Annotated in this window: 22 protein-coding genes and 1 pseudogene; 5 read left to right on the forward strand and 18 right to left on the reverse strand. The window is 58.9% G+C overall.

Annotation, left to right across the window (positions count from 1 at the left end):
- Positions 1-11: 11 nt before the first annotated feature.
- The 3 genes from ADADOO_RS12225 to ADADOO_RS12235 are packed head-to-tail and all read right to left on the reverse strand — an operon-like array spanning position 12 to position 2,596.
- On the reverse strand, positions 12-1,421 hold the full coding sequence (locus ADADOO_RS12225) for a hypothetical protein (RefSeq protein WP_511277780.1): 1,410 nt from the start codon (positions 1,419-1,421) through the stop codon (positions 12-14).
- A gap of 31 nt (positions 1,422-1,452) precedes the next feature.
- A complete protein-coding gene (locus ADADOO_RS12230; protein ID WP_511277781.1) occupies positions 1,453-1,719 on the reverse strand; it encodes a PAAR domain-containing protein in 267 nt (88 codons plus the stop codon).
- A gap of 43 nt (positions 1,720-1,762) precedes the next feature.
- A complete protein-coding gene (locus ADADOO_RS12235) occupies positions 1,763-2,596 on the reverse strand; it encodes a M15 family metallopeptidase (protein ID WP_511277782.1) in 834 nt (277 codons plus the stop codon).
- Positions 2,597-2,813: 217 nt separating this feature from the next.
- Here ADADOO_RS12235 and ADADOO_RS12240 point away from each other — a divergent pair, with 217 nt between their 5' ends.
- Positions 2,814-3,413: a hypothetical protein gene (locus ADADOO_RS12240; RefSeq protein ID WP_511277801.1), complete on the forward strand. Its 600-nt coding sequence runs from the start codon at positions 2,814-2,816 to the stop codon at positions 3,411-3,413.
- Positions 3,414-3,542: 129 nt separating this feature from the next.
- On the opposite strand, the pseudogene ADADOO_RS12245 reads toward ADADOO_RS12240, so the two are convergent.
- The 15 genes and pseudogenes from ADADOO_RS12245 to ADADOO_RS12315 form a co-directional block, all read right to left on the reverse strand.
- Positions 3,543-3,596, reverse strand: a pseudogene (locus ADADOO_RS12245) (hypothetical protein); the annotation flags it as partial.
- Positions 3,593-3,817, reverse strand: coding sequence for a hypothetical protein (locus tag ADADOO_RS12250; protein WP_511277783.1), 225 nt, complete (start codon positions 3,815-3,817; stop codon positions 3,593-3,595). The gene ADADOO_RS12250 and the pseudogene ADADOO_RS12245, both read right to left, overlap by 4 nt.
- Positions 3,818-3,857: 40 nt before the next feature.
- On the reverse strand, positions 3,858-4,769 hold the full coding sequence (locus ADADOO_RS12255; protein ID WP_511277784.1) for a DUF6708 domain-containing protein: 912 nt from the start codon (positions 4,767-4,769) through the stop codon (positions 3,858-3,860).
- Positions 4,770-4,772: 3 nt separating this feature from the next.
- Positions 4,773-7,319 (reverse strand): T6SS effector BTH_I2691 family protein, encoded by a 2,547-nt coding sequence (locus ADADOO_RS12260; RefSeq protein WP_511277800.1) that lies wholly within the window; start codon positions 7,317-7,319, stop codon positions 4,773-4,775.
- 11 nt (positions 7,320-7,330) lie between these two features.
- Positions 7,331-8,197 carry a hypothetical protein gene (locus ADADOO_RS12265; RefSeq protein ID WP_511277785.1) on the reverse strand — a complete coding sequence of 289 codons (867 nt, stop codon included), beginning with the start codon at positions 8,195-8,197 and terminating at the stop codon, positions 7,331-7,333.
- A gap of 3 nt (positions 8,198-8,200) precedes the next feature.
- Positions 8,201-11,140, reverse strand: a complete 2,940-nt coding sequence (locus tag ADADOO_RS12270) for a type VI secretion system Vgr family protein (RefSeq protein ID WP_511277786.1) — start codon at positions 11,138-11,140, stop codon at positions 8,201-8,203.
- A 25-nt stretch (positions 11,141-11,165) separates the two neighbouring features.
- Positions 11,166-11,639, reverse strand: a complete 474-nt coding sequence (locus ADADOO_RS12275; protein ID WP_511277787.1) for a T6SS effector amidase Tae4 family protein — start codon at positions 11,637-11,639, stop codon at positions 11,166-11,168.
- 35 nt (positions 11,640-11,674) lie between these two features.
- A complete protein-coding gene (gene tssH / locus ADADOO_RS12280) occupies positions 11,675-14,371 on the reverse strand; it encodes a type VI secretion system ATPase TssH (protein ID WP_511277788.1) in 2,697 nt (898 codons plus the stop codon).
- A gap of 12 nt (positions 14,372-14,383) precedes the next feature.
- Positions 14,384-15,436, reverse strand: a complete 1,053-nt coding sequence (gene tssG, locus ADADOO_RS12285; protein ID WP_511277789.1) for a type VI secretion system baseplate subunit TssG — start codon at positions 15,434-15,436, stop codon at positions 14,384-14,386.
- On the reverse strand, positions 15,400-17,232 hold the full coding sequence (tssF, locus tag ADADOO_RS12290) for a type VI secretion system baseplate subunit TssF (RefSeq protein ID WP_511277790.1): 1,833 nt from the start codon (positions 17,230-17,232) through the stop codon (positions 15,400-15,402). The genes tssG and tssF overlap by 37 nt, the downstream gene beginning before the upstream one ends.
- On the reverse strand, positions 17,233-17,709 hold the full coding sequence (gene tssE / locus ADADOO_RS12295; protein WP_511277791.1) for a type VI secretion system baseplate subunit TssE: 477 nt from the start codon (positions 17,707-17,709) through the stop codon (positions 17,233-17,235).
- A 49-nt stretch (positions 17,710-17,758) separates the two neighbouring features.
- The gene (locus ADADOO_RS12300) at positions 17,759-18,295 is read right to left on the reverse strand and encodes an Hcp family type VI secretion system effector (protein WP_511277792.1); all 537 of its coding nucleotides are present in this window, start codon (positions 18,293-18,295) and stop codon (positions 17,759-17,761) included.
- Between the two features lie 35 nt (positions 18,296-18,330).
- On the reverse strand, positions 18,331-19,824 hold the full coding sequence (gene tssC / locus ADADOO_RS12305) for a type VI secretion system contractile sheath large subunit (RefSeq protein ID WP_511277793.1): 1,494 nt from the start codon (positions 19,822-19,824) through the stop codon (positions 18,331-18,333).
- Positions 19,821-20,333, reverse strand: a complete 513-nt coding sequence (tssB, locus tag ADADOO_RS12310) for a type VI secretion system contractile sheath small subunit (protein WP_511277794.1) — start codon at positions 20,331-20,333, stop codon at positions 19,821-19,823. Before tssB ends, tssC begins: the two co-directional genes overlap by 4 nt.
- Before the next feature lie 78 nt (positions 20,334-20,411).
- Positions 20,412-21,023, reverse strand: coding sequence for a tetratricopeptide repeat protein (locus ADADOO_RS12315; protein WP_511277795.1), 612 nt, complete (start codon positions 21,021-21,023; stop codon positions 20,412-20,414).
- A 163-nt stretch (positions 21,024-21,186) separates the two neighbouring features.
- On the opposite strand from ADADOO_RS12315, the gene tssJ reads away from it, so the two are divergent.
- From tssJ to ADADOO_RS12335, 4 genes are all read left to right on the forward strand, one after another.
- Complete coding sequence (gene tssJ / locus ADADOO_RS12320) at positions 21,187-21,825, forward strand: type VI secretion system lipoprotein TssJ (protein ID WP_511277796.1); 639 nt, start codon at positions 21,187-21,189, stop codon at positions 21,823-21,825.
- A gap of 13 nt (positions 21,826-21,838) precedes the next feature.
- Complete coding sequence (gene tssK, locus ADADOO_RS12325) at positions 21,839-23,182, forward strand: type VI secretion system baseplate subunit TssK (RefSeq protein ID WP_511277797.1); 1,344 nt, start codon at positions 21,839-21,841, stop codon at positions 23,180-23,182.
- Positions 23,179-23,952, forward strand: coding sequence for a type IVB secretion system protein IcmH/DotU (gene icmH, locus ADADOO_RS12330; RefSeq protein WP_511277798.1), 774 nt, complete (start codon positions 23,179-23,181; stop codon positions 23,950-23,952). The genes tssK and icmH overlap by 4 nt, the downstream gene beginning before the upstream one ends.
- A gap of 13 nt (positions 23,953-23,965) precedes the next feature.
- Positions 23,966-25,079: type VI secretion system Vgr family protein (locus ADADOO_RS12335; protein WP_511277799.1), on the forward strand; the 1,114-nt coding region annotated here is incomplete at its 3' end.

The following is a 25,079-nucleotide window of genomic DNA, read 5'->3' on the forward strand; positions in this document are numbered from 1 at the left end:
TGCTCATTGACTCAAGTAAGGCTGGGTTCGGTATTCGGTGACGCGACAAAGGGCATGGCAAGCAAAACCGCCCTGTCGCGTTCATGTTGATTGCTCAGGCACAGAACAGGTGCCTCAGTGGCCAAAACCTTTGCCCGGGCGCAGGCAAGGGCGATCAGGCTGCTGATCGGCGACAAGTCGCCACTGACTGTGCCGACGGCGAGGTAGTCCTTAAGGGGATCAAAATGCTCGAAGGTCTGACCCAGTCCCGCCATGGCTTCGGTGACACGACTGGCGCGATGATCGGTATCGAACAGGGCGGTCTTGACCTGTGAACTCTCGACAGCGATGACGTCAAGAAGTCCGGCAACGAGTTGCTCAATCAGGTTGCCACCAACCCGCCCACCAGCGTCAACCGGCTTGTCCCTGGTCCCCATGCTGACACGGCTGAGCTCTACCGCGTCCCGCAGACCAAAACGTCCAACGCTGGCCCGGCTGGCGAGAAGCAAAGCCACGGCGCCTTCTCCCGGTATCTTTCTGTCCTGATGATCGGCGGAAAACAACTTGTTGCCGGCCGCCCGGCTTTCTACCGTTTGCTCATCCACGGCCGACACGGCACCCAGCAACAGGGTCAGTTCATTGTTCGAGGAATCGCGATTGATGCGCAGGTTAATCTCATCAAGTTGCCGCATCGCATCAACCTCATTGGCGACCGGCACCAGAGCTATTTCCAATCCGGAGCGCGCCTGATCCGGCCAGTAGTTCACCTGCAACCAGGCCCGTAGCCCGGCCAGCTGAGAAGAATCCCAGTTGGATGGGATCAACCAGACGATACGCAGCTTCAAGGCTTCGCCAGCCTGCGCCAGCAAGGGGGTCAGGCCTTCCTTGGCCGTGCCCAGGACGCGATCAAGCAAGCTCAAAGTGCGAGCGATGTCCCCTCTCCCGGCGAACTCGCGAATCGGTGCGGCATCGGCCGCGATTTTTTCCTGCATGCCGTCGACATCGAGATCCTTCACCTCGGCAAGAAAGACAGGGAAACCAGCCTCGTCGCTCAAGCGAAAACTAGGTTCCGGTCGCTGGCCGCGGTCAATGGCTGCAAACACCTCATCCGTCGATGCGCCAACCGCCGTGATGACAAAACCCTCAACCAGGTAAATATTGAATGCGCGCTCAGCCGCGGCTGTCCTAGCCGATGTCGCAGCCAGGGGATCGTCGTCGCGCAGGGCCGGGGCGTCGGGATTCTCAGGCGTGGGCGGTGCTTTGAGATGCTCGATGAATCCACGCAACAGCAAATAGCCGCCAACAAACGCCAGCGGCAAGGCGCCAAGATAAAGGGCAAGATCGAGCTTGCTTGGCTCATAATCATTTGACTGCCACCAGCCGAGTACAAGTGCCCAGACGAGGGCAAACGTCAGCAGGCTCCCGCCAAGTATTTTGAACACTGTAGGCCACATAGGCGTCGAGGGCCGCGCTTCAGTCGGTGGCCAGCGACTGGCTGGCAATCAAAGTCGCCCCACAAGCAGTTTTGTCCCCATGGCGAGCTGCCGGGCGCCCATCGATCAGGGCAGTGGAGTCACCGGTAACGATAGTCGTTACTTTGCCGTGACCCCGCTTTGGACAGGTCACCTGATCGCCAACCCGCGCCACGCCCTTCCCGTTGCAGTCACTCGATTCAGACGCGGAGATCACCACCCCGCCATGATCCGTCTTGTCGCCCAATAAAATGAAAGGTCTGCTCATCAATTACTCCGGAAAATACGCGATTGTCCAAACAAGAACTTGATTACTGATTGCCGGCCCGGCCAAGAACCCCGCTACGGCGCAACTCCACGTGCCCGTAGTCCTGCATCTTCCACCGCCCCCCCCAGGTCAGGCCAACCTGCTCGGCGATTTCTCCATACAGCTGGTAGCCCCGCATAGCCCATGGATCACGCTCTGAAATCACGACCTTGCCATCCCGGAAAAAAGCGGAATCGGCGGCCAGCCCATGCTGGTGGTAACTCATGTTGGCGCCGACCCGAGTAACATGCGCCCCTTGATCAAACAGCCGCGCCTGACGCTCCGGGCTACGATACCCTTCGATCAGCACCATGTCGTAACCATGCCGCTCCTTCATTAGCTTGAATGCAACCAAAAGGCGCTGGGTAAATTCCCGATCAAGCAAGCCCCAGTTGCGACTGGCATGAATGACATCCGGACGTACCATTTCCACTTCCTTGGTCGTAAAGGCTTCCGGCGGCAATGGCGGTGGCGGCACCAGTTGTTCACCTTCGAGCAAAACGGCAATCTGCCGGTCAGCCATTCGATGATCTTCGGAAAAATCAAACACCGCCGGACTGTGCAAAACCAGTGCGATCAGCGAGGGTGCAACAACCAGCAAAAAAGCCGCCCCTGTGAGCAAAGGATTTGCGCTAACAAGCCGACCAAGACCCTTAAAGCTGCCGCGAAGCCCCCGTCCGACAAAAATGAAGCCCGAGGAGAGTTTGAGTCCAGCGCGGAATACTGGCATCGCACCTTGGTCAAGCGCTCCCTGCAACATCGAAATGACGCGCGTGCGATAGCCTGGAAAAACAACCAGCAACACACCCAGCACAACGATCAGGAAATACGCCAACACGGCAGCTGCAACCACAGGAAACCTTCAAAAATAGCGGCTCAAGGAGCACACGAAAAAAGCGCTCAGCGCCAGGAAATAATCAATTTGTATTATTTTAATACAGATGGATTTCTTTATGAACTTGCGAACGTCCTATTATAATTATCAGCAGCTCCATGCCATTCCACAATTGCACCATGGATGCATACCCAGATCGGAAGACAACGAAGGCTGAACAATGAGCATTCTGCAAGACCTCGACCCCAAGTACGCAAAAATCCACACCCAGCCTTCATTTGCCGGATGGAAGCCAATTGCCTGGATTTTGTCATTGCTACTGTTTTTGCTGTGGGTCAGTTGGCTGGTATTCACAACTCAGTTCGACAAGGGTGTATCTGAGAAGACGCTGCCCGGCGACACAACCCAAGAACATGTCAGCATAAGCACTGAAGTCGCTAAACTACCGACTGGCAATCCTTCCCAAGTAGCTGCGACCGGCCCCACGGATGCGCCTCCGGCCATTGCTAGTACGGGAAGTGCCATCATTCAGGAAACCAGCGAGCAGGAGTCGGCCAAATCAGAAAAAAGCCCGGATTCGATACCTTTTCGTTCGATCACACCTGAAGCAAAAAAATTAGCAAATTCAGACCAAGCGACTAAACCTGACACAAAAGAGCAAAGCGCTCATAAAAAAGCCAGGAAATCAGCAGTCCATACAGCAGAACGAAAACCGGTCAACCGCCAAGCGAACAAGGCATATGCCAAAAAAAATTCGCAGCCAACCACGAAGAATGCCACCGAGCGCGACATTGACATCATTACGGCAATCGTTCGGTAGAAAAATCCAGCATCGGCCCGACCGAGGGCATCGGGTTGGGCCTTTCAACTTCGTCGAGGATGACGACGCTGTAGGGTTGCGGCGTACGGCTTCGGTCAGTACGCCGCCTTCACCATAGCCAGCATAGCCTGGCGACAAACCCTTCAGGCCGGAGACAGAGTAGGTTTCCTGGTATTCACTCATGTTGATGGTGACCAGCTTCCTTTCGCTGACGTAGAGGATATCTGTTTCTTGACCGTGCCGGCATCGAGCTTGAATTCCGGCACGACGGATTCCACTTCTTCCAACGGGGCTGCATGGGGCTGCGGACTGACATTGCCGCCGCTGATGACCACTTTCTGCATGTGCCGTTGGCGATAGGCAGCGCCGGGCATGCGCAGCGATAAATTTTCAATTTTGGGCAAAATTTCCGGTCGACCGTAGCATTCACATACCGCCGAGCTTTCAGCGCTTCTCGTTCGTGCTGGCATCCCGGCGATACGGATCGTTGGCGTCGATTGGGCAGACACGCTCGATCTCGTCAGGCCATACTGGGATTTTGCAGGTACGCATCGCCAGCCAGCGTCCAGGATAGATGGCGAGGTACATCAACAGAAAGGGAATCTGAATTAGTATTGAGAGAGCCCCCACTTCGAAATGCGCTCGTTGCAAGGCAAAAGCAAAAGACTCCTTCTTATCGACAATTGGCAAACAATACTTGACGTGCTTAGCCACTGAATTGGGACCATCTTCCATGTAGCGACGAACAAACTCCCAGTAGTGAACGAGCAGATCTCTATCAGCATCGCCGGTGCCATGGAGCATGAATGCGAAAGTCTCCTTAACCGTTACACCATTCTTATCCAGCACATGCCCCTGAATCTCCCAATTGCACTGCGGCAGGGCGGCGATGCAGAAAAACACCTCGTCCCATGGCACGCTCAATACCGTGCCGTTGATCCGGAAGACATGCACCATTCGGGTCTTCCGGTTCAGGCGGATTGGGTAGTGGGTGAAACGGAAGTTGTCTTGTTTGAAAAACCAAGCGCTTAGCCCACCCGGCAATAAGGACATAACGCTGGTCACAGAGAAAACGAGCCATTTGCTTTCAATTCCCTCGGGAGTATCAACCAGCGCAATGCCAATCAACATAAATGCAACCAAGGTAAATCCCATCAACGCCACACTCGTCAAAAAGCCCTTCCACGCAAAATGCTTGTCCACCAACTCCATGAACGTCGAATTCATCCGAATCACGCTGAGCTGATAAGCCGGTTCAACCTCCAGCCGTTGTCTTCGCAACAAACGGCGCTCACGCTCAGCGTCGGTCAACGGCCGGTTGGCCGGATAGGGCTTGAATAGTCCATTGAAGTCCATGATTTACGCCAGTGCCAGCTTGATTTGCGCCAGTTCGGTTTCCAGGTCGGGATACTTTGCATCCGGGCCGTTACCCCACCAGCAACGTTTCAACCATTCCTGAACCTTGTTGTCCTTGAAGAGTTCAATGAGTACAGCAATACCTACCAGCAGGGCTATCAAGACCAGGGCCAAGGGGCCGGCCCAGGCGAACATACCAGTCATCAATAGCAAGAAGCCGGCGGATAAACAAAGAGCGGCAGACCCAAAATACAAAACAGCCATGCCTGTCTGCCCCTCTCTAAGGCTCTTAACGCCGGCGCTTGCATCCCACCACGCCATAATCCCCGCCCCGACGATTCCGGCGCCTCTTCCGACAAAGCTCAAGATTCGCCCTGCGGTCGCCAACCCACGTCCCAACTTCGGCACCACCGACACAATCTTCTCCATTCCCTGCCCCGTCAGATCGGCGAGCGTTCCCCAGAACGCCACTATGCCGGCATTGAGCCGGTATTTCGTTTCCACTGTTTCATGGCTCATCGCTTTGGCTTCGTCCTCACCCAGCTTGTTCATCGCGTGGTACTGGAAGAGCGCCGCCACCAAGCCGAAGATGTACGTCTGGCTGCCTTTGATCCAGCTTGTGCTGGGCTGCCCCAGCTTGGCTTGCCAGTGGCCGAATTCCATGGCCTGGATGTCCTCGACTTTGGTCAGGCTGCGTGCCAGCCAGCGGGCACGGCTGGCGGCATCGAGATTCTTGGGCATGGTCTTGAATTCCGCTTCGTCGACCATGATCAGAAAGCGTTTCTTTTGCGTGCCGTCCAGTTTGATGCCTGCGATCTCCAGGCGCCGCATTTCAGCCGCCACGGCACGTTCCATCTGACGTTGGTTGAGCGGCTGTTTCGATAGTTTGATCAGTTGTTTGATCAGCAAGGTGCGAAAGGCTTTCTTGCCGCCGACAACGTCAACTACGGTGTAAGTTTTTCCCGTGTAGAGCGATAGCGCCACCAGCGAGGGTTTGACCTTGCCGTCAATGGCGCGATCAATCACCTTGGCCAGGGGGCCGAGTTGGCGGGCAACGATCTTGTTGCCGATGGCATCGGCCATCGCCTCCCATTTCAGTTTGATCGATTCGCCAAACGATCCGGTCAGCCCATCGAGCGGGAAGCCTCGCCAGTCAAGGCTTTGCGCCATCGCCGTTTTGATTGCATCCTTGGTGGCTTTCAGGTTGAGCACCAGGGCATTGAGGAGCAGGTTGTTCTTCGCAAAGGTGTCAGCGCTGAGCCATTCGGTGTAGAGGTCGAAACAGGCAGCCTTGTCCTGTGTGCTGCCGATGCACATCGATACTGTCACGGCGTAGGCGTGGCCGCTATCGAGATTCGTGTCGTCAAAATTGCATTCAAAATAGGCGCCCATGGCCTTGCATTTCATCCAGTCGCGATGAGCCACTGCGAGCGGCGCGATGGTCTTGGCATCGAGCCCCTTCAGTTCCTCATCGTGTGTTTTGCGCCAACTTTTCAGGGCCGGTTCGTCGAATTTGGCAGTGTATTTTGCCCATGCCTGTTCTTGCACGCGTTTCGCTTCGGCGGGCGTCACCGTTCGGATGTCTTCGATTTGCTTGAGCTTCTTGTCGCGATAGCCGCCGCTGAACAACATGCCGATGTCTGGCTGACTGAGCTGTTGATTTGCCAACCCCTCGGCTGCGGCTTCTTCTTGCTCTACCGCCTGGGCGCGAACCGCTTCTTCAAGCTGCATGACGACTTGCGATACGGCCAGTGGCCGCTGCCTTTTGGGGGCACCCATAAAGCTATTCAGGTTGTGCTTCATCAAGGCATCGATTTCGGCTGTAATGCCAACCGGATCAAACAGCGCCACCACCGCCGCCCCGCCCTGCGGCCTGGCTTGCTGTATGGCTGTCTTGAAATCCTTGACCATTGCAGCCCGACTGTTGAACTGGAACGGCGCCCAAGGTGTGACCTGATTCTTTACTGTACCGGCATCGAGTTTGAATTCCGGGACGATGGCATCGATGGTTTCCAGCGGGGCGGTATGGGGCTGCGGATTGACCTTGCCGCCGCTGATGGTGATCTTCTGCATGTGACGCTGACGATAGGCAGCATCGTTATGGCGGTTCAGTGTGTCCTCTGTCCATTCGACGTCGCTGAAACCAACCCAGATATTTGTCGCATGCTTTGGGTTGCGAATGGTAATGACGCCGGCCAGTGGTGCGGCGCCATTGCGAGCGCAAGCAAACTCGGTTGCCGGGGCGGCCCGCGTCCCGGTGTTCGGGCGCTGGGGAAGTTTGGTCAAGAAGCCGTCAGCAGTAACGAAGTATTCGTCCCAATGTTTCCGGGCTTCGTCATGGACATAGACGTAGCCGCTACGCAGTAATCGGAGACCGTATTGCGCATGCGTACCAAGCGGAATCGCGGACAGTTGACCACCGCCAAGCGTCCCGCTCAATGCTGGCGCCTTGGTTTCAGTCGTATGCACTGCGTAACGCGTCAGCAAGAGGGGCAGCCCTTCCTTCTTGCAGGTTTCGCAGGGGGTTTCACACATTTTTGCGGTACTCATTGCGTTTTTCCTTACAGATTTTCTTCGGATTGCAGGTCGCGGGCAATCTTTTGCCAAGCGGCTTCATCAAGGCTGGCGGTCAGTTCGCGATAATCCAATTCATCGTCAGGGGTGGCTGTAGCCAGTTTGGCTAACAGTTTTTGAACGGCTGGGTGACGGTCGAAATCAGGGTGCCAATACCAGGCATGCAAGGCAAAGGTGACAAGATCGTCGCGCTGATCGAGACCATGGGTTTTGCGAGCATGGGCAACGATTCTCCGCGTTGCTTCCCCCTTGCGCCGCCATTCGCACTGATCCGGCATCTCCGGAAGTTGGGTCAGTACGCGATTGACTACGCTGAATCCTAGCAGCACATCCCAAAGCGTGCGCAGATCGAATCGGGGATTGGTCGAGTCGACTGGATTGCGGCAGCAACGCCACTCTCCCAGCCACGGAACAGCAACGGCATCAATCGGCCCGAGCAGCCAGGACATGCCAGCACCACCCAACACGTCGGGGAGTTGAATGAAGGTGCCGGAGTCGTAGTAGCGGAATTGTCGTGGCAGATTGTCGGTGGAGTTCCTGATCACCAGGCGTTGGGCCAAGTGTTTCAGAAGCGGCTTGAAGGACGCCGAGGTTGCGAGCACCAGACTGAACAGCGTTTCGTCGCGTGTAGTGGTTTCTGTTTCGAGACGATCCAGCAGGGGGTTGCGATCTGCCTCCGGGATGCCGAGACAATCGATCAGCAACGGACACCGTGCGGTATCGTTTTCCAGAAAGGTGGGAGCAATAGAAGCAACAGGCCAACTATCCGGTATTTCCTCGCGCCGGCCAGCATCGACGATGGCATATCGATATTGCTCAAAAAATTGATGGTTTAGTTCTATGGTTTCTGACATGACTCAGAACTCGCTAATGGCATCAAGGCCCTTGGCGTTCTGTTGAGAACACCCCTTCAACTCCCCCGCCTTCGGCAAACTCACCCCCGCCGCGCTGGCACTCTTCGGCCCCGTCAAATTCTTCTGACTCGCCTTCAGTTCCACCTTGCCCGGTGCACGCAGGCTGATATTCCCGCCTTCGATCTTCAGGCTGGCGCCCTGCGCTGTGGCGAGGATGTGGCTCTTGGCGCTGGCGTTGAGGTTGCCGGTGGTGCTGGCGAGGGTGACTTTCTTGTCGGCCGCTGCCGTGGTTTTGCCGCTCTGGCTTTGCAGGCTGACTTGGCCGCTGGCGGCGTGGAGGTGGATGCCGGTTTCCTGGTTGGGTTTGTTTTTGTTGTTGGCTTTGCCGGCGGTGAAGAGGGCCAGGCCGTCTTTGATGGCGAGGCTGTGGTGGCCTTGGGCGATGAGGTTGGTGTCCTGGGCGGCGATGACGATGTTTTTGCCGGCGACGAGGAGGTGGTCGGCCGGGGTGAGTTGGGTGATGCCGGCCGGGGCGCTGAGTTGCAGGCGGGGTTCGGACCAGGCGGCGACGGTGCCCACCCCGCCGCCGGTGGCGGCGATTGTGTATTTTGCGCCTTGGGTGGCTTTGATGTCGCTGCCGCCGGCGGCGCTGCTTTGGCCGTGGCTGGCGGTGGCGCCGAGGACTTCGCTGGCGTGGGTGAGGCTCTCGATGGCGGGGAGCTGGCCGGCGGCGGGGTCGCCTTTGAGGCTGGCGTTTTGTTTTTGGGCGAGGTCGGCGAGGCTTTGGGTGAGGCTTTGGGCATCGTCGGTTTGAGTGATGGCTTCGCGGCTGTCGAGGTGCTGGCCGCTGGCGTTGGGGCGGGCGTCGGCGGTGATCAGGAGGCCGTTGCCGGCGCGCAGCGCGAGGCTGGCCTGGGTGGCGAGTTCGCCGCCGTGGCCGCGGTCGGCTTGGCGGGCGTTGTCGGTTTGTTGTTTGAGGTGGCCGAGTTGGAGGCCGCTTTGGTATTGGGTGGTGGCGAGTTCGATGCGGGCTTCGCCGGGGGTGTCGTCGAAGATGAGTTGGTTGTAGCCGCCCTGCCCGCTTTGGCTGGTGCCGAGTTGTTGGCTTTTGAGGCCGGAGAGGCTGGCGCCGTGGGTGTGTTGGGGGTTTTCCTGGCCGGCGAAGAAGGCCGGGGCGTTGGGGCTGGCGGCTTGGCTGGCGCTGCCGATGCGGTTGCCTTGGGCGTCGTTCTGGCCTTGGCCGTTGTAGAGGGCGCCGATGATGACGGGGCGGTCGATGTTGCCGTTCTGGAAGGCGACGAGGACTTCTTGCCCGGGCCGGGGGATGAGGTGGCCGCCCCAGTTGGCGCCGGCGACGGGGGTCATGACGCGTAGCCAGATGCCGAGGCTGTGGTTGGCCGGGGCGTTGTCGGCGCCGGTCGGGTGGGCGTGGCGGCTGGCGGCGTCGGCGCCGCGTTGCCAGGGGAACTGGACGCGCACGCGCAGGTCGCGGTCGGTGTGGGTGGGTTCGCCGGAGCCCATGACGACGGCGGTGAGGTTGCCGCGGATGGTCGGGCGCGGGTGGATGTGCCGGCCGTGGGCGTCGGCCATGAGGGGGCGCCAGGGGATGGCGGACCGGATGGTAACGAGTTCGTTGCGGTAGAAGAGGTCGGGGGTGCTGTCGTTGGTGCTGTCGTTGGTGCTGTCTTCGCCGGCTTCGGCGGCTTTAGCGGTTTTTGATTTTGGGCTTTTTTTCGGGTTGACCGTGGGATTGCCGGCCGGGTCGTTGTCGGCGCCGGGGATGGCAGCGCCGAGGTTGTCCCCCAAGGGGACTTCTTGCAGGGCGTTGCGGGCGCGGTGGGTGATGGCGGTGATGAGGAAGTGGCGTTGTTCGGCTTCATCCCGGTCGTGTTCAGGGTGGTCGGCCAGGGTGAAGGTGGTGCCGGGGGCGGCGCTGCGCACGGTGCCGGCAGCGTGGAATTGTTTCAGGCGGACGTCGATGGCCTGGCGCTGGTTGCCGAGCATGCGTTCGCCGTGGGCGGCGGTTGGCCAGGCGTATTGGCCGGGGTCGTGCCAGGCGACGGTTTTGGGGAGCGGGCCGCTGTGGCCACTATCGATGGCGCTGATGCTGCCTTGGGCGCGGACCGAGAGGCTGCGGTAGTCCCAACTGGTGGCGTTGGTTTCTGCGGTGTCGATACGGCGTTGGCCGAGCCATTGGTCGAGGCTGTCTTCAGCGAGCGTGGCGCCGGCTTGGGTGAAGCGGATGCGGGGCTGGGGGTTGGCGGCGAAGGCGCCGTTGTGGTCGGCGATGATGAGGGTGTGTTTGCCCAGGCTGTCGCCTTCTTCAACGGCGTGTTCGAACCAGCAGAAGAGGCCTTCTTCGGTGAGCAGGCGTTTGAGAAAGGCGAGGTCGCTTTCGAGGTATTGCGCGGTCATGCCGCGTTTGGGGTAGAGGGCGGGGTCGGCCAGGCGCCATTCCCAGGCGGGGACGAGTTTGCCTTGGCCGGCCCAGTCGGCGAGGAGTTCGTCGACGATTTCGACGACGGTTTTGTCTTGAAAGAAGTAGTTGTCTTGATTGTGGCCGAGGAAGGCGAGCCAGGGTTCGATGATCAGGCGGTAGCGGGCAAAGCCGCCGTTGGCGCCTTCCCGCGAAATCTGCGTGATGTGGCCATGGAACGGGCGCAGCACGGTGCGCGAGGCGGCCGTTTGCAGGTCGAGGCGGACGGGCTGGCCGAGCAGTTCGCTGAGCGACTGCTCGGCATTGGCGGAGAGCGCGGTGAGTTCGATGCGATAGCCGGCGTGCTCGCTGACCGGGCCGAGGGCTTCGTCGATGCGCACGCTTTCGGCCAGCAAGGCATCCGGGCCGGCCGGCGTGGTCAGCGTGAGCAGGCGGGCGGTCTGGCGCCAGCCGGCGCCGAGCAGTTGGTCGAGGAGATTACTCAGGTTCGGGTTCGAGCGGGTCATGGCAGTGTGGCCGGTATGAAGCGGGTTAATTCAGCGCCCAGAAGCGGACTTCCAGGGGGTGATGGAGTTCGGCGGCACGGCACAGGGGTGCGGCGTTGCGGCCGTCGAGCAGGCCGATGCAGCCGCCCTGCGGGCCACTGCCCTGGATGAAGGCGACGATGCCGCGCCGGCCGAAGAGCTGGTAGGCGACGTCGTTCAGGCCTTTATCGAGGGTGATGATTTCAGGTTCGCCAAAGTGGTCGCCCAGCCAGCCGGCCAGCCGGTTGGCGCCGTTGAAGGCGCGGCCGCCTTGCAGGGGACCGGCCAGGATGCGCAGGCCGCCATTGAGCTGGGCGCCGGCCGAGATCAGGGCCAGGCTGGTCAACACGGCGCCATTGCGGACATGGCCGCCGGCCCCGGCCTGCTCTTGCCAGCCGAGGTTGGCGAACAGGGCGTCCTTGTCCTGGCGCTCGAAGCGGCGGTAGGCGTTGGCGAAGAGGCTGTAGCTGAGGTTGAACATGGGGGGTCTCCGGCGTGAGGGGTTCCACAAAATCCTTACTTGATGGCGTACTTGAATTCGCCGTTCTTGCCGGCCGTGACCTTGATGCGCTCGATGGCGGCGCCCTCCGCCATGCGGGCGAGCACGGCCTCGGCGATTTCGGGGAGCAGTGTGCCGCCGAGGATGTGATCGACGTTGCGGGCGCCGGAATCGACTTCGGTACAGCGCGCCAGCACGGCGTCGACGAGTTTGTCGTCCCACAGGAATTCGGCCTTGTGGTTGGCGGCCACGCGGTCGCGGATGCGGCCGAGCTTGAGGCTGATGATGCTGATCAGCACTTCGTCGGAGATCGGGTAGTAGGGCACCACTTTCATGCGGCCGAGGAAGGCCGGCTTGAAGGATTTGAAGAGGAGGGGACGCAGGGCGTCGGCCAGGGCATCGGCTTCGGGCAATTCCTCGGCCGGCTTGTTGAGGCAGGCTTGCATGATCTGGGTGGAGCCGACATTGCTGGTCAGGATGATCAGGGTGTTGCGGAAGTCGATCTCGCGGCCTTCGGCGTCGTCGAGCACGCCCTTGTCGAAGACCTGGAAGAAGAGTTCGAGGACGTCCGGGTGGGCTTTTTCGACTTCGTCGAGGAGGACGACGCTGTACGGATTGCGGCGCACGGCTTCGGTCAGCACCCCGCCTTCGCCATAGCCGACGTAGCCCGGCGGCGAGCCTTTGAGGCCGGAGACGCTGTGCGCTTCCTGGTATTCGCTCATGTTGATGGTGACCAGCTTGCGCTCGCCACCATAGAGAATGTCGGCCAGGGCCAGCGCCGTTTCGGTCTTGCCAACGCCGGAGGGGCCGACAAACATGAACACGCCCTTGGGCTTGTTCGGGTCTTCGAGGTTGGCACGCGCCGTGCGCACGCGCTGGGCAACGGCTTCCAGGGCGTGATCCTGGCCGATCACCCGTTCCTTGAGTAGCGGCTTGAGGTTGAGGACGGTGTTGATTTCGTCCTTGACCATCTTGCCGAGCGGGATGCCGGTCCACGCGGCGATGATTTCGGCGACGACGTGGCCATCGACCTGCAGCGGCACCATGGGCGACTCGCCCTGCAACTCGCGCAGGCGGAGCAGCGCCTTGTCGAGTTCGCTGTCGCCGGCCGGGGTGTCGCCGGCCTTTTTGCGTGATTTCGTTTTTGGGGCTTTTTCCGGGTTGACCGTGGGAAGAGTGTTTTCTAGTTTGCTGCGCAGGGCCAGGATGCGGCTGACCAGGGTTTTTTCCTCTTCAAAGCGCGTCTTGAGGATGGCGAGGTCGGATTCGATGGCGGCGATCTGCGCCTTGAGTTCGCCGATCCGCGTGTCGTGCCAGGCACCGCTCGCCGCTTCACGCTCGAGTGCGGCCAGCTCGGCCTGCTCGCGTAGCAGACGCTTGTCGGCTTCGTCGATCAACGCCGGCGTGGCGCTCTGGCCCAGCGCCACCTTGGCGCAGGCCGTGTCGAGCACGCTGATCGCCTTGTCCGGCAGCTGACGGCCGCTGATGTAGCGATGCGACAGGCGGACGGCTTCGGTTACCGCTTCGTCCATGACGCGGATGCCGAAATGCTTTTCCATGAGCGGCACCATGCCGCGCAACATGGCGGCGGCCAGCGGCTCTGTCGGCTCTTCGACCTTGATGACCTGGAAGCGGCGGGCCAGCGCGGCATCCTTCTCGAAGTATTTCTTGTACTCGGCCCAGGTGGTGGCGGCCACGGTGCGCAACTCGCCGCGAGCCAGCGCCGGCTTGAGCAGGTTGGCGGCGTCGTTCTGGCCGGACTGGCCGCCGGCGCCGATCATGGTGTGCGCTTCGTCGATGAACAGGATGATCGGCTTGGGACTTTTCTTGACCTCGTCGATGACGTTTTTCAGGCGGTTCTCGAACTCACCCTTGACACTCGCCCCGGCCTGCAGCAAGCCCATATCCAGCGTATGCAGCTCGACGCCAATGAGCGGCGGCGGCACGTCATCCTGCGCGATACGCAGGGCCAGCCCCTCGACCACGGCCGTCTTGCCGACGCCGGCCTCGCCGGTCAGGATCGGGTTGTTCTGGCGGCGGCGCATCAGGATGTCGATGGCCTGGCGGATTTCGGCATCGCGGCCGATCACCGGGTCGACCTTGCCGTCGCGGGCGCGCTGCGTCAGGTTGGTGGTGAATTGATCGAGCGCCGGCGTCTTGCCGGCCTGCGGCGCGGCAACATCGCCCTCCTCGCCGACTTCCGCCGCATTGCCCTCGCCCAGCCCGAGCACTTCAGCCGCTTCGGCCGAGCCTTCGGTAATCTTGTCGAAATTGTGCTTGAGCTCGTCGAGCCGCAGCTTGGCCAGCAGCTTGGCACCGCGCGTGGCAAGTTGTGCCAGGTCCGGCTCGGTGAGCAGCGCGAGCAGCAGGTGGCCGGAGCGAATGCGCGGCAGGCGGGCATCGAGCGAGGCGATCAGCCAGGCCTGTTGGAGCAGCTTGAGGATGTGCGTGGAAAACACCGGCGTGCGGGTGTTGCCGGTCTTGAAGCGGTCGACCTCCTGACTCAGTTCGCGCTCCAGACCGGTCGGGCTGATGCCACAACGCTTGGCGATCACCAGCAGGTCAGCACCGGGATTTTCCAGTATCGCCAGCAACAGATGCTCGAGATCCACCTCGTAATTGCCGCGTGACATGCACAGGCTGGCGGCGCGTTCGGCGGCCTGGCGGCAGGTCGTGTTGAGTTTGCTGATCAGGGTCTTCAGAGAGGTGCTCATTGCTGGATCGATTTAGTGGATGAATTGGGTGAGATAACTGGCGTCGGCCCGGTCCCGGCGTTCCGGGGCGGTCAGCACGATGGCGTCGAAGCCCAGCCGGCGGCCCTGACCGAGCACGGCTGGCCGGACATCGGCGGCACGCAGGATGGGGCGGATTTCGTATTCGAACTGGGCACCGGTGGCCAGCGACAATATTTTCTCGAGGGCAGCGGCCAGCTCGCCTTTGGGCAGGAAGGCGACATAGCGCGCATGGCGCAACGGGCCGATGTGGATGCGCAAGCGCAGGTTGCGTTGCCAGATGCGCTCCCCGGCCAGGGCATTGACGCCGAGCGCGGCATTGCGGCCACCCAGCATCGACCGCTGTTCGGTGGGCACGACGTACCAGTGGCCGACAAACTGTTCGACCACGACTGGTTCGCCGAAATAGCCGGCCAGTACGCGTTGCAGCGCTTCGGCCGAGACCGGGCGCTGGCGAAAGAGTCCGACAAAATAGGCAATCGATTCGTCGTCGATCGCCCCCGGCCCCCTGCCGAGGCGCTGCCGCAAGGGCTCGAAGCCGACCCCGCCGAGCGCCAGAATGATCGGCAAAAAGCGGTTCTGGCGATCCGTTTCGTAGTTGATGGCCAGCCGGTATTTTTTCCAGGCACGGTAGAAATGGCCGACCGCCCGGTTGGTAAACAGGTCGAGAAACGCCTGCCCGGAATCATCGCGCTTGAAGCGCGCCTGGGCGATAACCTGCTCGGTGTAATGAATAGGCAAGGTGCCGTTCACGCCGAGCATGCCCATGAAACTGGGCGTGATATCGACCCGCTCCAGCTCGCCGGTATCGAGGCCAGCCTCGTCCTGGCGGTAGCTCGGGCGGATGGCATCGACCTGAGCGGGCGCAAACCCGAGACGCACCGAATTGCGAAAACGCACCTTTTCACTGACGACATCACCGCCGCGCCCAGCTTGACGAAACATCCGTTCGTACAGGCGAACGAGCTGAAAGAACTCGTAACGCTCGGGCTCCTGCAGCGTGTGCTCGCTCAGAGCAGGATCGAGTCGCCGTTGCGGGGTGCGCATCGGATCAATTCCTCTCCTGTCCGGTGGGACAACACGACCAACTGGATAAAGCTGTTGAGGCTCACATACAGCCCGAGAAAGCGGTCGATACACCGCACGAACGAATCCAGCCCGCTGCCGGCGAAGCTCATTTCGTCAAGCGTCAACCGAACCTCGACGCCACGCACGAAACAGGCAAAGGGTTTACCGGACATCCAGACGGTCTTGTCCACCTGGGTCATTTCGCGCAAGCCTTCGATCTGGCGCCGGTTGCTGGCGCTGCGCGGCAGGTCGTACAAGGCCAGCATTTCCTGGAAGGCACCCAGCCCGCTGCCACTCAGCGACAAATGATTGAGCGACAAATGCGAAATGATCCGCCATTGCCCGTCCCGACGGTGATCGAAGCGGCACGGCTGGCTCGGTTTGCGCAGCAGCTTGATCGAACGCACGCTCGATCCGCCTTCGAGAAACAGGTCGCCGGACGCCAAGCCAACCGACATCAGGGTCGGCAGATCGCGGTTGGTACAGGTCAGTTTCAGGCTCAGCACATCGGTTTTGGGCTGAACTGGATCGAAATCGGCATCGACGATGGACAGCGAGGTCTCGTAGCCCGGACTCGTTTCAGCCAGCATCGGATCGCGCTGGGCGTACCAGTAATAACCGTTACGCTCGGGCGTTTCGCCGTGGCGCAGCGAAAAGAACGGTCGAAACTCGGTAATCGACTCGCCCTGCGGCGTTTGCCGAACCCGGCGCACGGAATCGATGGCATAAACGTCGTAGGCGTAGGCGCGCCGGGCATCGGCAACAACCGGATAACTGACGTCACGGTTGGTGATGCGGATCGGATCGCCGCGCTGGGCAAACAGATTGACCACCGGTACGCAACCCAGACGCAGATTCTGACTGGTCAGGGTTTGCAGCAGGCGGGACATGTCGCTATCGGCCCGCAAATCGCCCAGCGCGAGATGAAGAACGACCCGCCCTTCACTGTGCAGTGAAGATGGAAGCGCCGCGATGTTGATGTCGAAGAAATTGAATTTCTCCGGGAAACAGAAATACTCGGTCAGATAGCGATAGGCACCGTGCGCGGTCGCCGGCATGTCGATCAGTGCTTCATCGTCGCCATACCCGACCTCGCCGATCACTTGCTTGTCGGCGATACGCCAGCGGCCATCCGCACCGGCAACGTAGATTTTGAGTGTCCGCAGGAAGAGCGCGTCGCGCAGTGCAGCCGCAACCGACGGCTCGGCGTCGATATAAACGCGGAGACGCTTGAGCTTGCCGATCCCGGCCTCAACCGTGGCCCCGCGAAGATTGATCGACATCGACAGCAAGGCATTGGCCCCGACCGGCAAACGGACTTCGCTCGGAGCCGAGGCAATCGGATCGAATTCGACATCCGCCAGCGCCACCGGTGGCAGTTCCAGATCCCATGCAGTCCTGAATTTGCAAACAGCGCCCTTGATCGGCCGCGACTGAAGTTCGGTGCCGCGCGAAATGACCGGCATCGAGGACAACTCCCCTGCCCCATGGTCGAAGTGAGCGATGGAGCAACTCGGGAAAGGCCGCAAATAGTGCGGATACAGGACATTAAGCAGCGCTTCGGTGAACTGCGGGTAGCTGTCTTCGAGCTTTTTCGAGACGCGCGCCGTCAGCATGGCGAACGACTGGATCATCCGCTCGACGTGTGGATCATCGCAACCTTCGCCGGACAACAGAAGTTGCGCCGCCAGCTTGGGGTAGCGCTCGGCAAATTGGCGTGAATGCTGGCGCAAAAACGCCAGCTCCCGCTCGTAATAAGGCAGCAAGTCTTCCAATCAGCTCACCTGTCGCCGATGACGGCTGATTGAATATTGCAGGCTGGTCGGCTGCAACAGGGCATCGAAGCTAACCGGCTCCTGGGCCGGGCGAACGACCAAAACGGCATTGATCGAAAAATAGAGGGCGTTGATGGTCTTGCGATGCAATTCGATTTCCACCTTTACCTCGCGCAAGCGCGGCTCATGGGCCGCAATGGCCGACTCAATAGCGGCGCAGATCCGTTGCCGGTCATGGATGTTCGAGAGACTCAGGCCGGCGAAATCAACCAGGCCGAATCCCGCAACGGAGCGCCCGGACAACGGAAAGTCGTCGGCAACCCCATCATCGAGAACGACACGGGTGTTGAGCAGCGCTTCAAGATCGCGCGCCACCGAATCCTTCAATTGTTCCAGCGACAATCGCCGACGCGCAGCGCCCATGGGCTGGTCGTCGAACAACTTGTCGAATAAAGATGGCTCGAAACCCTTGATCATAAAAAACGGCGGAACAAGCGTCCCGCCGTAAACTCCATGTTTCTTTCGATCAGGTGAGGTTCGGCGTGTTCTTGGCCAGATTCCAGGCGCCCTGGATATTGACCTTGCCGGTCTTCGTACCGTCGATATTCAGCTCGTCGTAAGTCCACTTCACGGCGGAATACTTCAGGGAGAAGCTCTCCTTGGGAATACCTTCTTCGTCGACAGCCGGAGAAACCGAAGCGATGATCACGTTCTTCAGTTCGATCTTCAGATATTGGTGACGGTTCTGCGTGGCAGACGGATTACCGGTGTTGTTCTTGCCGCCATAAGCACGGTAGAAATAAATGATCACATCATTGACCACCAGGCCGGACGAACAGGCCTGATAAAGCTTGGGGCTGGAGCCGTCGATGTCCTTGGTGAAGATCATCTCACCATGTTCAACACGCTCGGCGGTATGGCCGCCAGCGGCAGAAGCTGTGGCCGACTTGGGCTGACGGATGGTATGTGACCAGCTGTAAACCTCAACGGTGTCCTTGTGCTTGGCATCGCGGGAATCACCCTTGATGTCACTGCCTTTGAACTCGACGTATATATCTTTCATCTTCTAGGTTCTCCTTCTTGAGGATGCTATTGAAATTAAGCCTTGCTGGACTGCGGTAGCTCGGCTACCAGACGCAACGACACCGACAGTTCATCCAGCTGGAAATGCGGACGAATGAACGACACAGCACGGTAAACGCCCGGACGCCCCGGAACTTCGCTGACCTCGACCGATGCTTCACGCAACGGAAACTGGGCCTTGGTCTCCTGGGACGCAGAATCATCTGCCGTTACGTACTGATCAATCCAGCGCTGCAAATGGCTCTGCACGTTGGAGGCGGAGGCGAAGCTTCCGATTTTGTCGCGCATCATGGCCTTCATGTAGTGGGCGATGCGGGAGACTGCGAACATGTACTGCAGCTGGGCCGACAACGAGGCGTTGGCATTTGCCGAGTCAGAGTCGTATTTCTTCGCCTTCTGGGCCGACTGGGCACCGAAAAATGCGGCGTAATCGGTGTTCTTGCAATGAACGAGGGGAATGAAGCCGAGGTCGCTCAATTCCTTTTCGCGCCGGTCGGTAATCGCGATCTCCGTCGGACACTTGAGCGCCACTTCGCCATCATCGGTACGGAAGGTATGCGTAGGCAGATCTTCAACCAGACCACCACCCTCGACACCACGAATCGCCGCACACCAACCGTAATTCTCGAATGCCGCAGTCAGGCGCGCTGCGAGGGCGAACGCCGCGTTGCACCAGAGATACTTGTCGTGATCGGTACCATCGACATCCTCGACGAAGTTAAAGCCTTCAGTAACTTCACCGTCGATCGGGTTGTAGGGCAGACGCCCCAGAAATCGCGGCAGGGCCAGGCCAACATAACGTGAATCTTCGGATTCGCGGAAGGATTTCCACTTGGCATACTCGACGGTATCAAAAACCTTGGCCATGTCGCGTGGCTTGCCGAGATCCGTATATTTCTCAAGCCCGAACAGTTGCGGCGCGGCAGCAGAAATGAAGGGGGCGTGGGCGGCGGCGGCGATATGCGACATCTGCTCGACAAAGTACATGTCTTCCGGCTGACGGGAGACATCGTACTGACCGATCAGCGTGCCAAACGGCGCTCCGCCAAAGGTACCGAACTCCTCTTCGTAGACCTTTTTGAACAGCGCACTTTGGTCGAAGTCGATTGCCGTTTTGAAATCCTTGACGAGATCACGCTTGGAAGCATTCAGCAGCTTGATTTTCAACTGCTGGCCGGTCGAGGTTTGCTTGCAGAGATAGTGCAAACCGGTCCACGCGCTTTCCAGTGCCTGAAACTCGGGGGCATGCATGACTTCGCTGAGCTGATCGGAAATCAGCCGATCAAGTTCTGCAACCCGGGCATCCAGCGAGGCAGCCAGATTTTCGGAAACGACAACTTCGCCTTCCAGAACCTGATTGACCAGTTCGCTGATGATGTCGCGAGCACGGTTTTTTTCCTGTTCGGATTGGGCAACCTTGCTTTCCGCAATGATCTGGTCGAGCAGACCGGATGACTCCTGAAGACCAGGAGCCTGGAAGTTGGCCATAGCAGCGGCGTTGGCGTTCATTGCTGCTCTCCATCGGACGTTTTGCCGCCCATGCTGTTCAATTGCTCGGTGCTGTTCAATACGTCGTTCAACAAATCCTCAAGCTTCTCGTTGCCGGCAAGCTTGTTACGAAGATCAGCAAGCTTCGATCGAGCCTCGAGCAACTTGCGCAAGGGTTCGACTTGCTGGACCACCGACTCGGGCCGGAAATCTTCAAATTTCTTGAATTCGAGATCGATGCCTAGCTCGCCGCCATCCTGCGTCAGGCGGTTCTTGACCCGATAGGCAGCGCGCGGCGCCATGCCTTCGATGACGTCATCGAAATTGTCCATATCGACATTGACGAACTTGCGATCACGAACCTTGCCCTGGTCCTGCTTCGTTTGAGCGGCGAAATCGCCCAGCACGCCGACCACAAAGGGAAGCTCCTTGACCTCAATGGCGTCACCAATTTCGACGTCATAGGTCAACTGCACGCGTGGTGGACGCACTTTTTGCAAACGCTTCTGAACACTTTCCTTTTTCGCCACAAAAAACCTCCGGGAGAGAAATCAAACAGCTAGCCGGAGCATCAGCCGAGACCTGATGCTCCTTAACGAATACGAAAATTACTTCAAGGCACCAAACGGATTGCCTGCGCCACCCGAGGCGGCCGGTGCGGAGGGGGCTGGTTGCGCGCCATTCACCGCCGGAGCAACCGGCTTGCGTCGAACAAAATTTCGCTTTTTCTTGCTCTTGTCGACTGGAGGGACCAATACCTCCTCGCCGAGGGTTTCACGCATGACCTTCGCCAAGCCTAGCGCGTCGGAATGAGCCCCCCCCCTCAGCTCAACGTCATCCTTGAGGTCGTTCAGTGATTTCGCTGCAACACGCAACCCAGAGACAGCACGAATGGTCTTGGCTTCACGGTCCTCGCCATCACGCTGAATCACCTCTTCGGCAGCCACAATGGCCTGCGCATAGTTCTCGGCACCGAAATGAACCTTTGCCATCTTCAGCCAAGGCTCCTTGCGGCCGGGATTCTTCGCGGCAAGATCGGTCAGGATCTTGACAGCATCATCCTGATTCCCTTTTTCCAGCAACGAATCGACACTAAGACTGGATTGCGTCATAAGTTCAGAAAATTCAACCTTAGGTGGCTGAACATCCTGGTTGGCACACCCGGAAACCATAACTGAAACGCCCACCAACACGGCAACAAAACAAGATTTATACGACAAAATCAATACCTCCAACTATGCCAAACAGCATATAACATGCTATTTGATTTGCCATTAAGAATTGGCGATAGTACATTACTGCCTTCAAATTTATCAACACTGTCATGTAAATACACATGCATTTTTTTGATGTGTTGACATATGTCAACTTAGCAAAAATTTAATGACATACGGAATACAACAAAATCCATCAATACCACTTAAGCAACTGGTTTTATGGATATTATTTCCATTATTTTTAAGCGGCTGCGCACATCTTTCAGCCATTCAACTTGCCGGTAGTGCCGTTGGCATGGTTCTCGAAGCAACCGGCGTCACCAAGAAAGAGAACGCCGATCCGAGCAAGATCACGCGCGATCTGAACTTAAGGATTGACACCGGAAATCAGCTGAATCTGACATCAGCCGGAAAGCCCCTGTCACTGGTAGCGAAGATTTACGTTCTCAGGGCTGCTGACAAATACAAGGACATGACTTATCAGCAGATCGCGGCCGGCGAAACAGACAAGGAGACTCTGGGAGAGGAACTGGTTTCGGTGAAGGAAGTTGTCCTGCTGCCAGGAAAATCCTATGACATCAAGCTGAAAGTTCCTGGCGACGCGACGACAATCGGGATCGCCGGCATGTTCCGAGCCCCCTACCAGAACCGCTGGAAACTCGCTTTTGACAACAAGCTATCTTTTGACAACGGCATCACCATCGGCGCTCACGCCTGTGCATTCAACGCCACCAAGGGCGCCCTGGTCGAAGAGATCAGCCCCGAATCTTTCCGCTCGCTAGTCGGCATTCAATGCGACTCGTAACCATGGTCATTTGATGAATACCGCCAAGACACTTTGGGGCGAAGGCCTCTTTCTGCGTCCGCAGCATTTCCAGCAACAGGATTTGCATGCAGACAACATGGCGCGCCGCGCCCAACTGCTGGCCAACCCCTACGCCTGGGGAATTCGTGACCTTGACGTCGATATCGACTCCCTCAAGAGCGGCATCCTGCGGTTTAATCGAATCGCCGCCGTGTTTCCGAATGGCGACTACTTCAGCGCTCCCGATACCGACCAACTGCCCCTCCCTCTCGCCCTCGACAAGGCGGTTAACGAGGATGGTGCAACAGAATTCTTCCTGGCGCTTAACCACCTGAATCCGCATGGCGGCAATTCTGTCGATTCGGCAACCGATTCGACCCAGGCGCGTTTTCTGATCGTTCCCAAAGCGACCACGGACCTGTTCACCGATGCGGCAGAAGCCGACATCGCCACCTTGAGCCAAATCGCCTATCTCAAATCCGCCAGTGACAATCGCGATCAGTTTCTGACCTTGCCTGTCGTGCGCATTCGACGCACCTCTAGCAACAGCTATGAAATCGACGGCAGTTTCGTTCCGCCTTCGATCAGTTTGCGTGCCGCTCCGACCATCGTTGCCCTCTTGCGTCGCCAGATCGATGCACTGCTGGCCAAGGTCGATGCGCTCTACGGTTTTCACCGCGAACCATCAAAAAACGTCATCGAGTTTCGTTCTGGTGACATTGCCTCATTCTGGTTGCTGCATACCGCCAGCAGCGCATGTGCGGCGCTAACCCACTTTTTCCGCAATCCGGACAACTCGCCTGAACGGCTTTTCCAGGAATTGTTGCGGCTGGCCGGCGGATTGATGACTTTTTCCAAGAGTTACACGCTGAACGATCTGCCCGGCTACGACCACCTGTCGCCGGGACCGGGCTTTCTCCGCCTCGAACAGATATTGCGCGACCTGCTCGACACCGTGATCTCGACCCGTTTCTTCGCCATTTCGCTCAGCCAGCCAAAGCCGGCGTTTTATGCGGGTCACCTCGACTCTGAAAAGATCAACGGCGAAACGGCATTCTATTTATCGGTCACGGCAGCGCACCAGCAGTCCGAAATCATCGAATCGGTGCCATTGCGGCTGAAAATCGGGGCGCCGGCCGATGTCGAAAAACTTGTCCTGTCAGCCATGTCTGGCGTTCGTCTGACACATTCATTGCAGGTCCCGGCAGCCATCCCGGTTCGTCCGGGCGCCTGTTATTTCGCCCTGGAAGCACATGGGCCACTGTATGAGCGAATGCTGAAAGCCCAATCCATCATGATCTACGCCCCGGAAAGCTACCGGGATCTCTCTCTTGAATTGATTGCCGTCACGCCATGAGCACTGCACCCAGCCTGTTTTCCGTAGCACCCAGCCAAACTGCCGACGAGTCGGCCTTCGACCGCCCGGCAAGAAGCCTTGTCGACTTGCTGTACGACGGCTTCTACATGCTCATCCTGCTGAAGAACCGAAACGCACCGAAGAATCCAGAAGAGTTTTCCAGCAACATCCAGAAGTTCCTCAGTCAATTCGAGAAAGCCGCGGGAAAGCATCATTTCAGCGCTGAAGACATCTACGATGCCAAATACGCCTTTTGCGCGTCCATCGACGAAGCCGTCCTGTCGTCCCAAATGAACATTCGCGACGCTTGGGAACGTCGACCGTTGCAACTGATCCTGTTTGGCGACCAACTGGCCGGCGAGCATTTCTTCGACCGCCTGGAAACGGCCCGCAATGGCGCAGCCAGCCGGATCAACGGCCTGGAGGTTTTCCACATGTGCCTGCTCCTTGGCTTCAAGGGTCGTTATTTGCTCGAGGGGCCGGAAAAACTCAAATACTTGACGCAACAACTCGGCGAGCAGATTGCCCACATCAAGGGCAAAGCAGCCCCATTCGCGCCTCACAGGTTGGCACCGGACAGCATCTCGAATGCCATTAACCGGGACATCCCGCTCTGGGTTATCGCCTCCATACTGGCTTTCATGGGCCTGCTGGCCTACGTTGGCCTCGACTGGCATGCCGGACGATCCGTTGATCGCACCCTGGCACCGTTCAAGAACATCGTTCAACTGGCGCCTCGCGCGCCGACCCTGAATATTTACCTGCCCTGATCGGCGGTCCGCCATGCACGCCCTCCTCACCTCCCTCTTCACCCAGCACGCCCGTCTTCTCGAGATCAAGACACCCCTCGCCGATACGGCCCTGATGGTCGAACGTTTCCGGGGTCATGAAGGGGTTTCCGAATCTTTTCGTTTCGAGATCGACTGCGTGTCGACCAACGCCTATTTCCAGCTCAAGCCGCTGATCGGCGAGGAAGTCACCCTGCGTCTGCTCCAGGCCGATGGCAGCAAGCGCAGCTGGCATGGTTATGTCACCCAGTCCATGCAATTGGGCGCCGATGGCGGCCTGGCCCGTTATCGGCTGATTGTCGAGTCCTTTCTCGCCTTTCTCAGCCAGCGCCGGGATTGTTATCTCTTCCAGAACAAGACGGTGGTCGACATCATCGGCCAGATTTTGACGGACTATCCCGAGGCGAACTGGAAGAACGGCATTACCCAATCCTTGCGCACTTACAGCATCGCCACTCAGTACCGCGAGACCGATCTTGACTTCATCCGCCGTCTGCTCGCCGAGGAAGGTTTGTCCTTCCGTTTCGAGCATGACCAATCGGCCTCGGCCGGTGATGATGTGCAGCATGCCCGGCATCAATTGATCCTCTTCGACCGGCTGACTGAACTGCCGGCCGGGGCTCAGCCGACGCTGCGTTTTCATCGGGCCAATGCGACGGAGGCGTCGGATACGGTCCAGGCCTGGCATGAGGTTCATTCGGTCTTGCCCAATGCGGTTGCGCTGGCTGGCTGGGATTACAAGACGCTGGTGGCGACCGGAGCTGAGGCGAGCAGTGGCTTGCCGGCGCCGGATGTGCCCCGCCTGGAAATCCACGATGCGGCCCGGCCGTATCGTTTCGAGAGTGATGAGGCGGCCCGTTTGCGGACCGATCTGGCACTGGCTGCCTACGAGGGGGCTTATCGGCGCTTTGCCGGGGTGAGTACGGTGCGCCAGTTGGCGGAAGGCACGGTCGTCTCGCTGAGCCAGCATGGCAGTTACCTGGGGGATGAGGCCCGTTTCAGCGTCGTTTCGGTTGATCATCACGGGGCCAATAATCTCGGGGCCCAGGCGGCGGCGTTGTTGGGTCTGGCCGAGGCTGAGGCGGGGAGTTATGGCAATACGTGTTGGG

Origin of the sequence: Azonexus sp. (assembly GCF_036170495.1) — a bacterium.
Classification (GTDB): Bacteria; Pseudomonadota; Gammaproteobacteria; order Burkholderiales; family Rhodocyclaceae; genus Azonexus.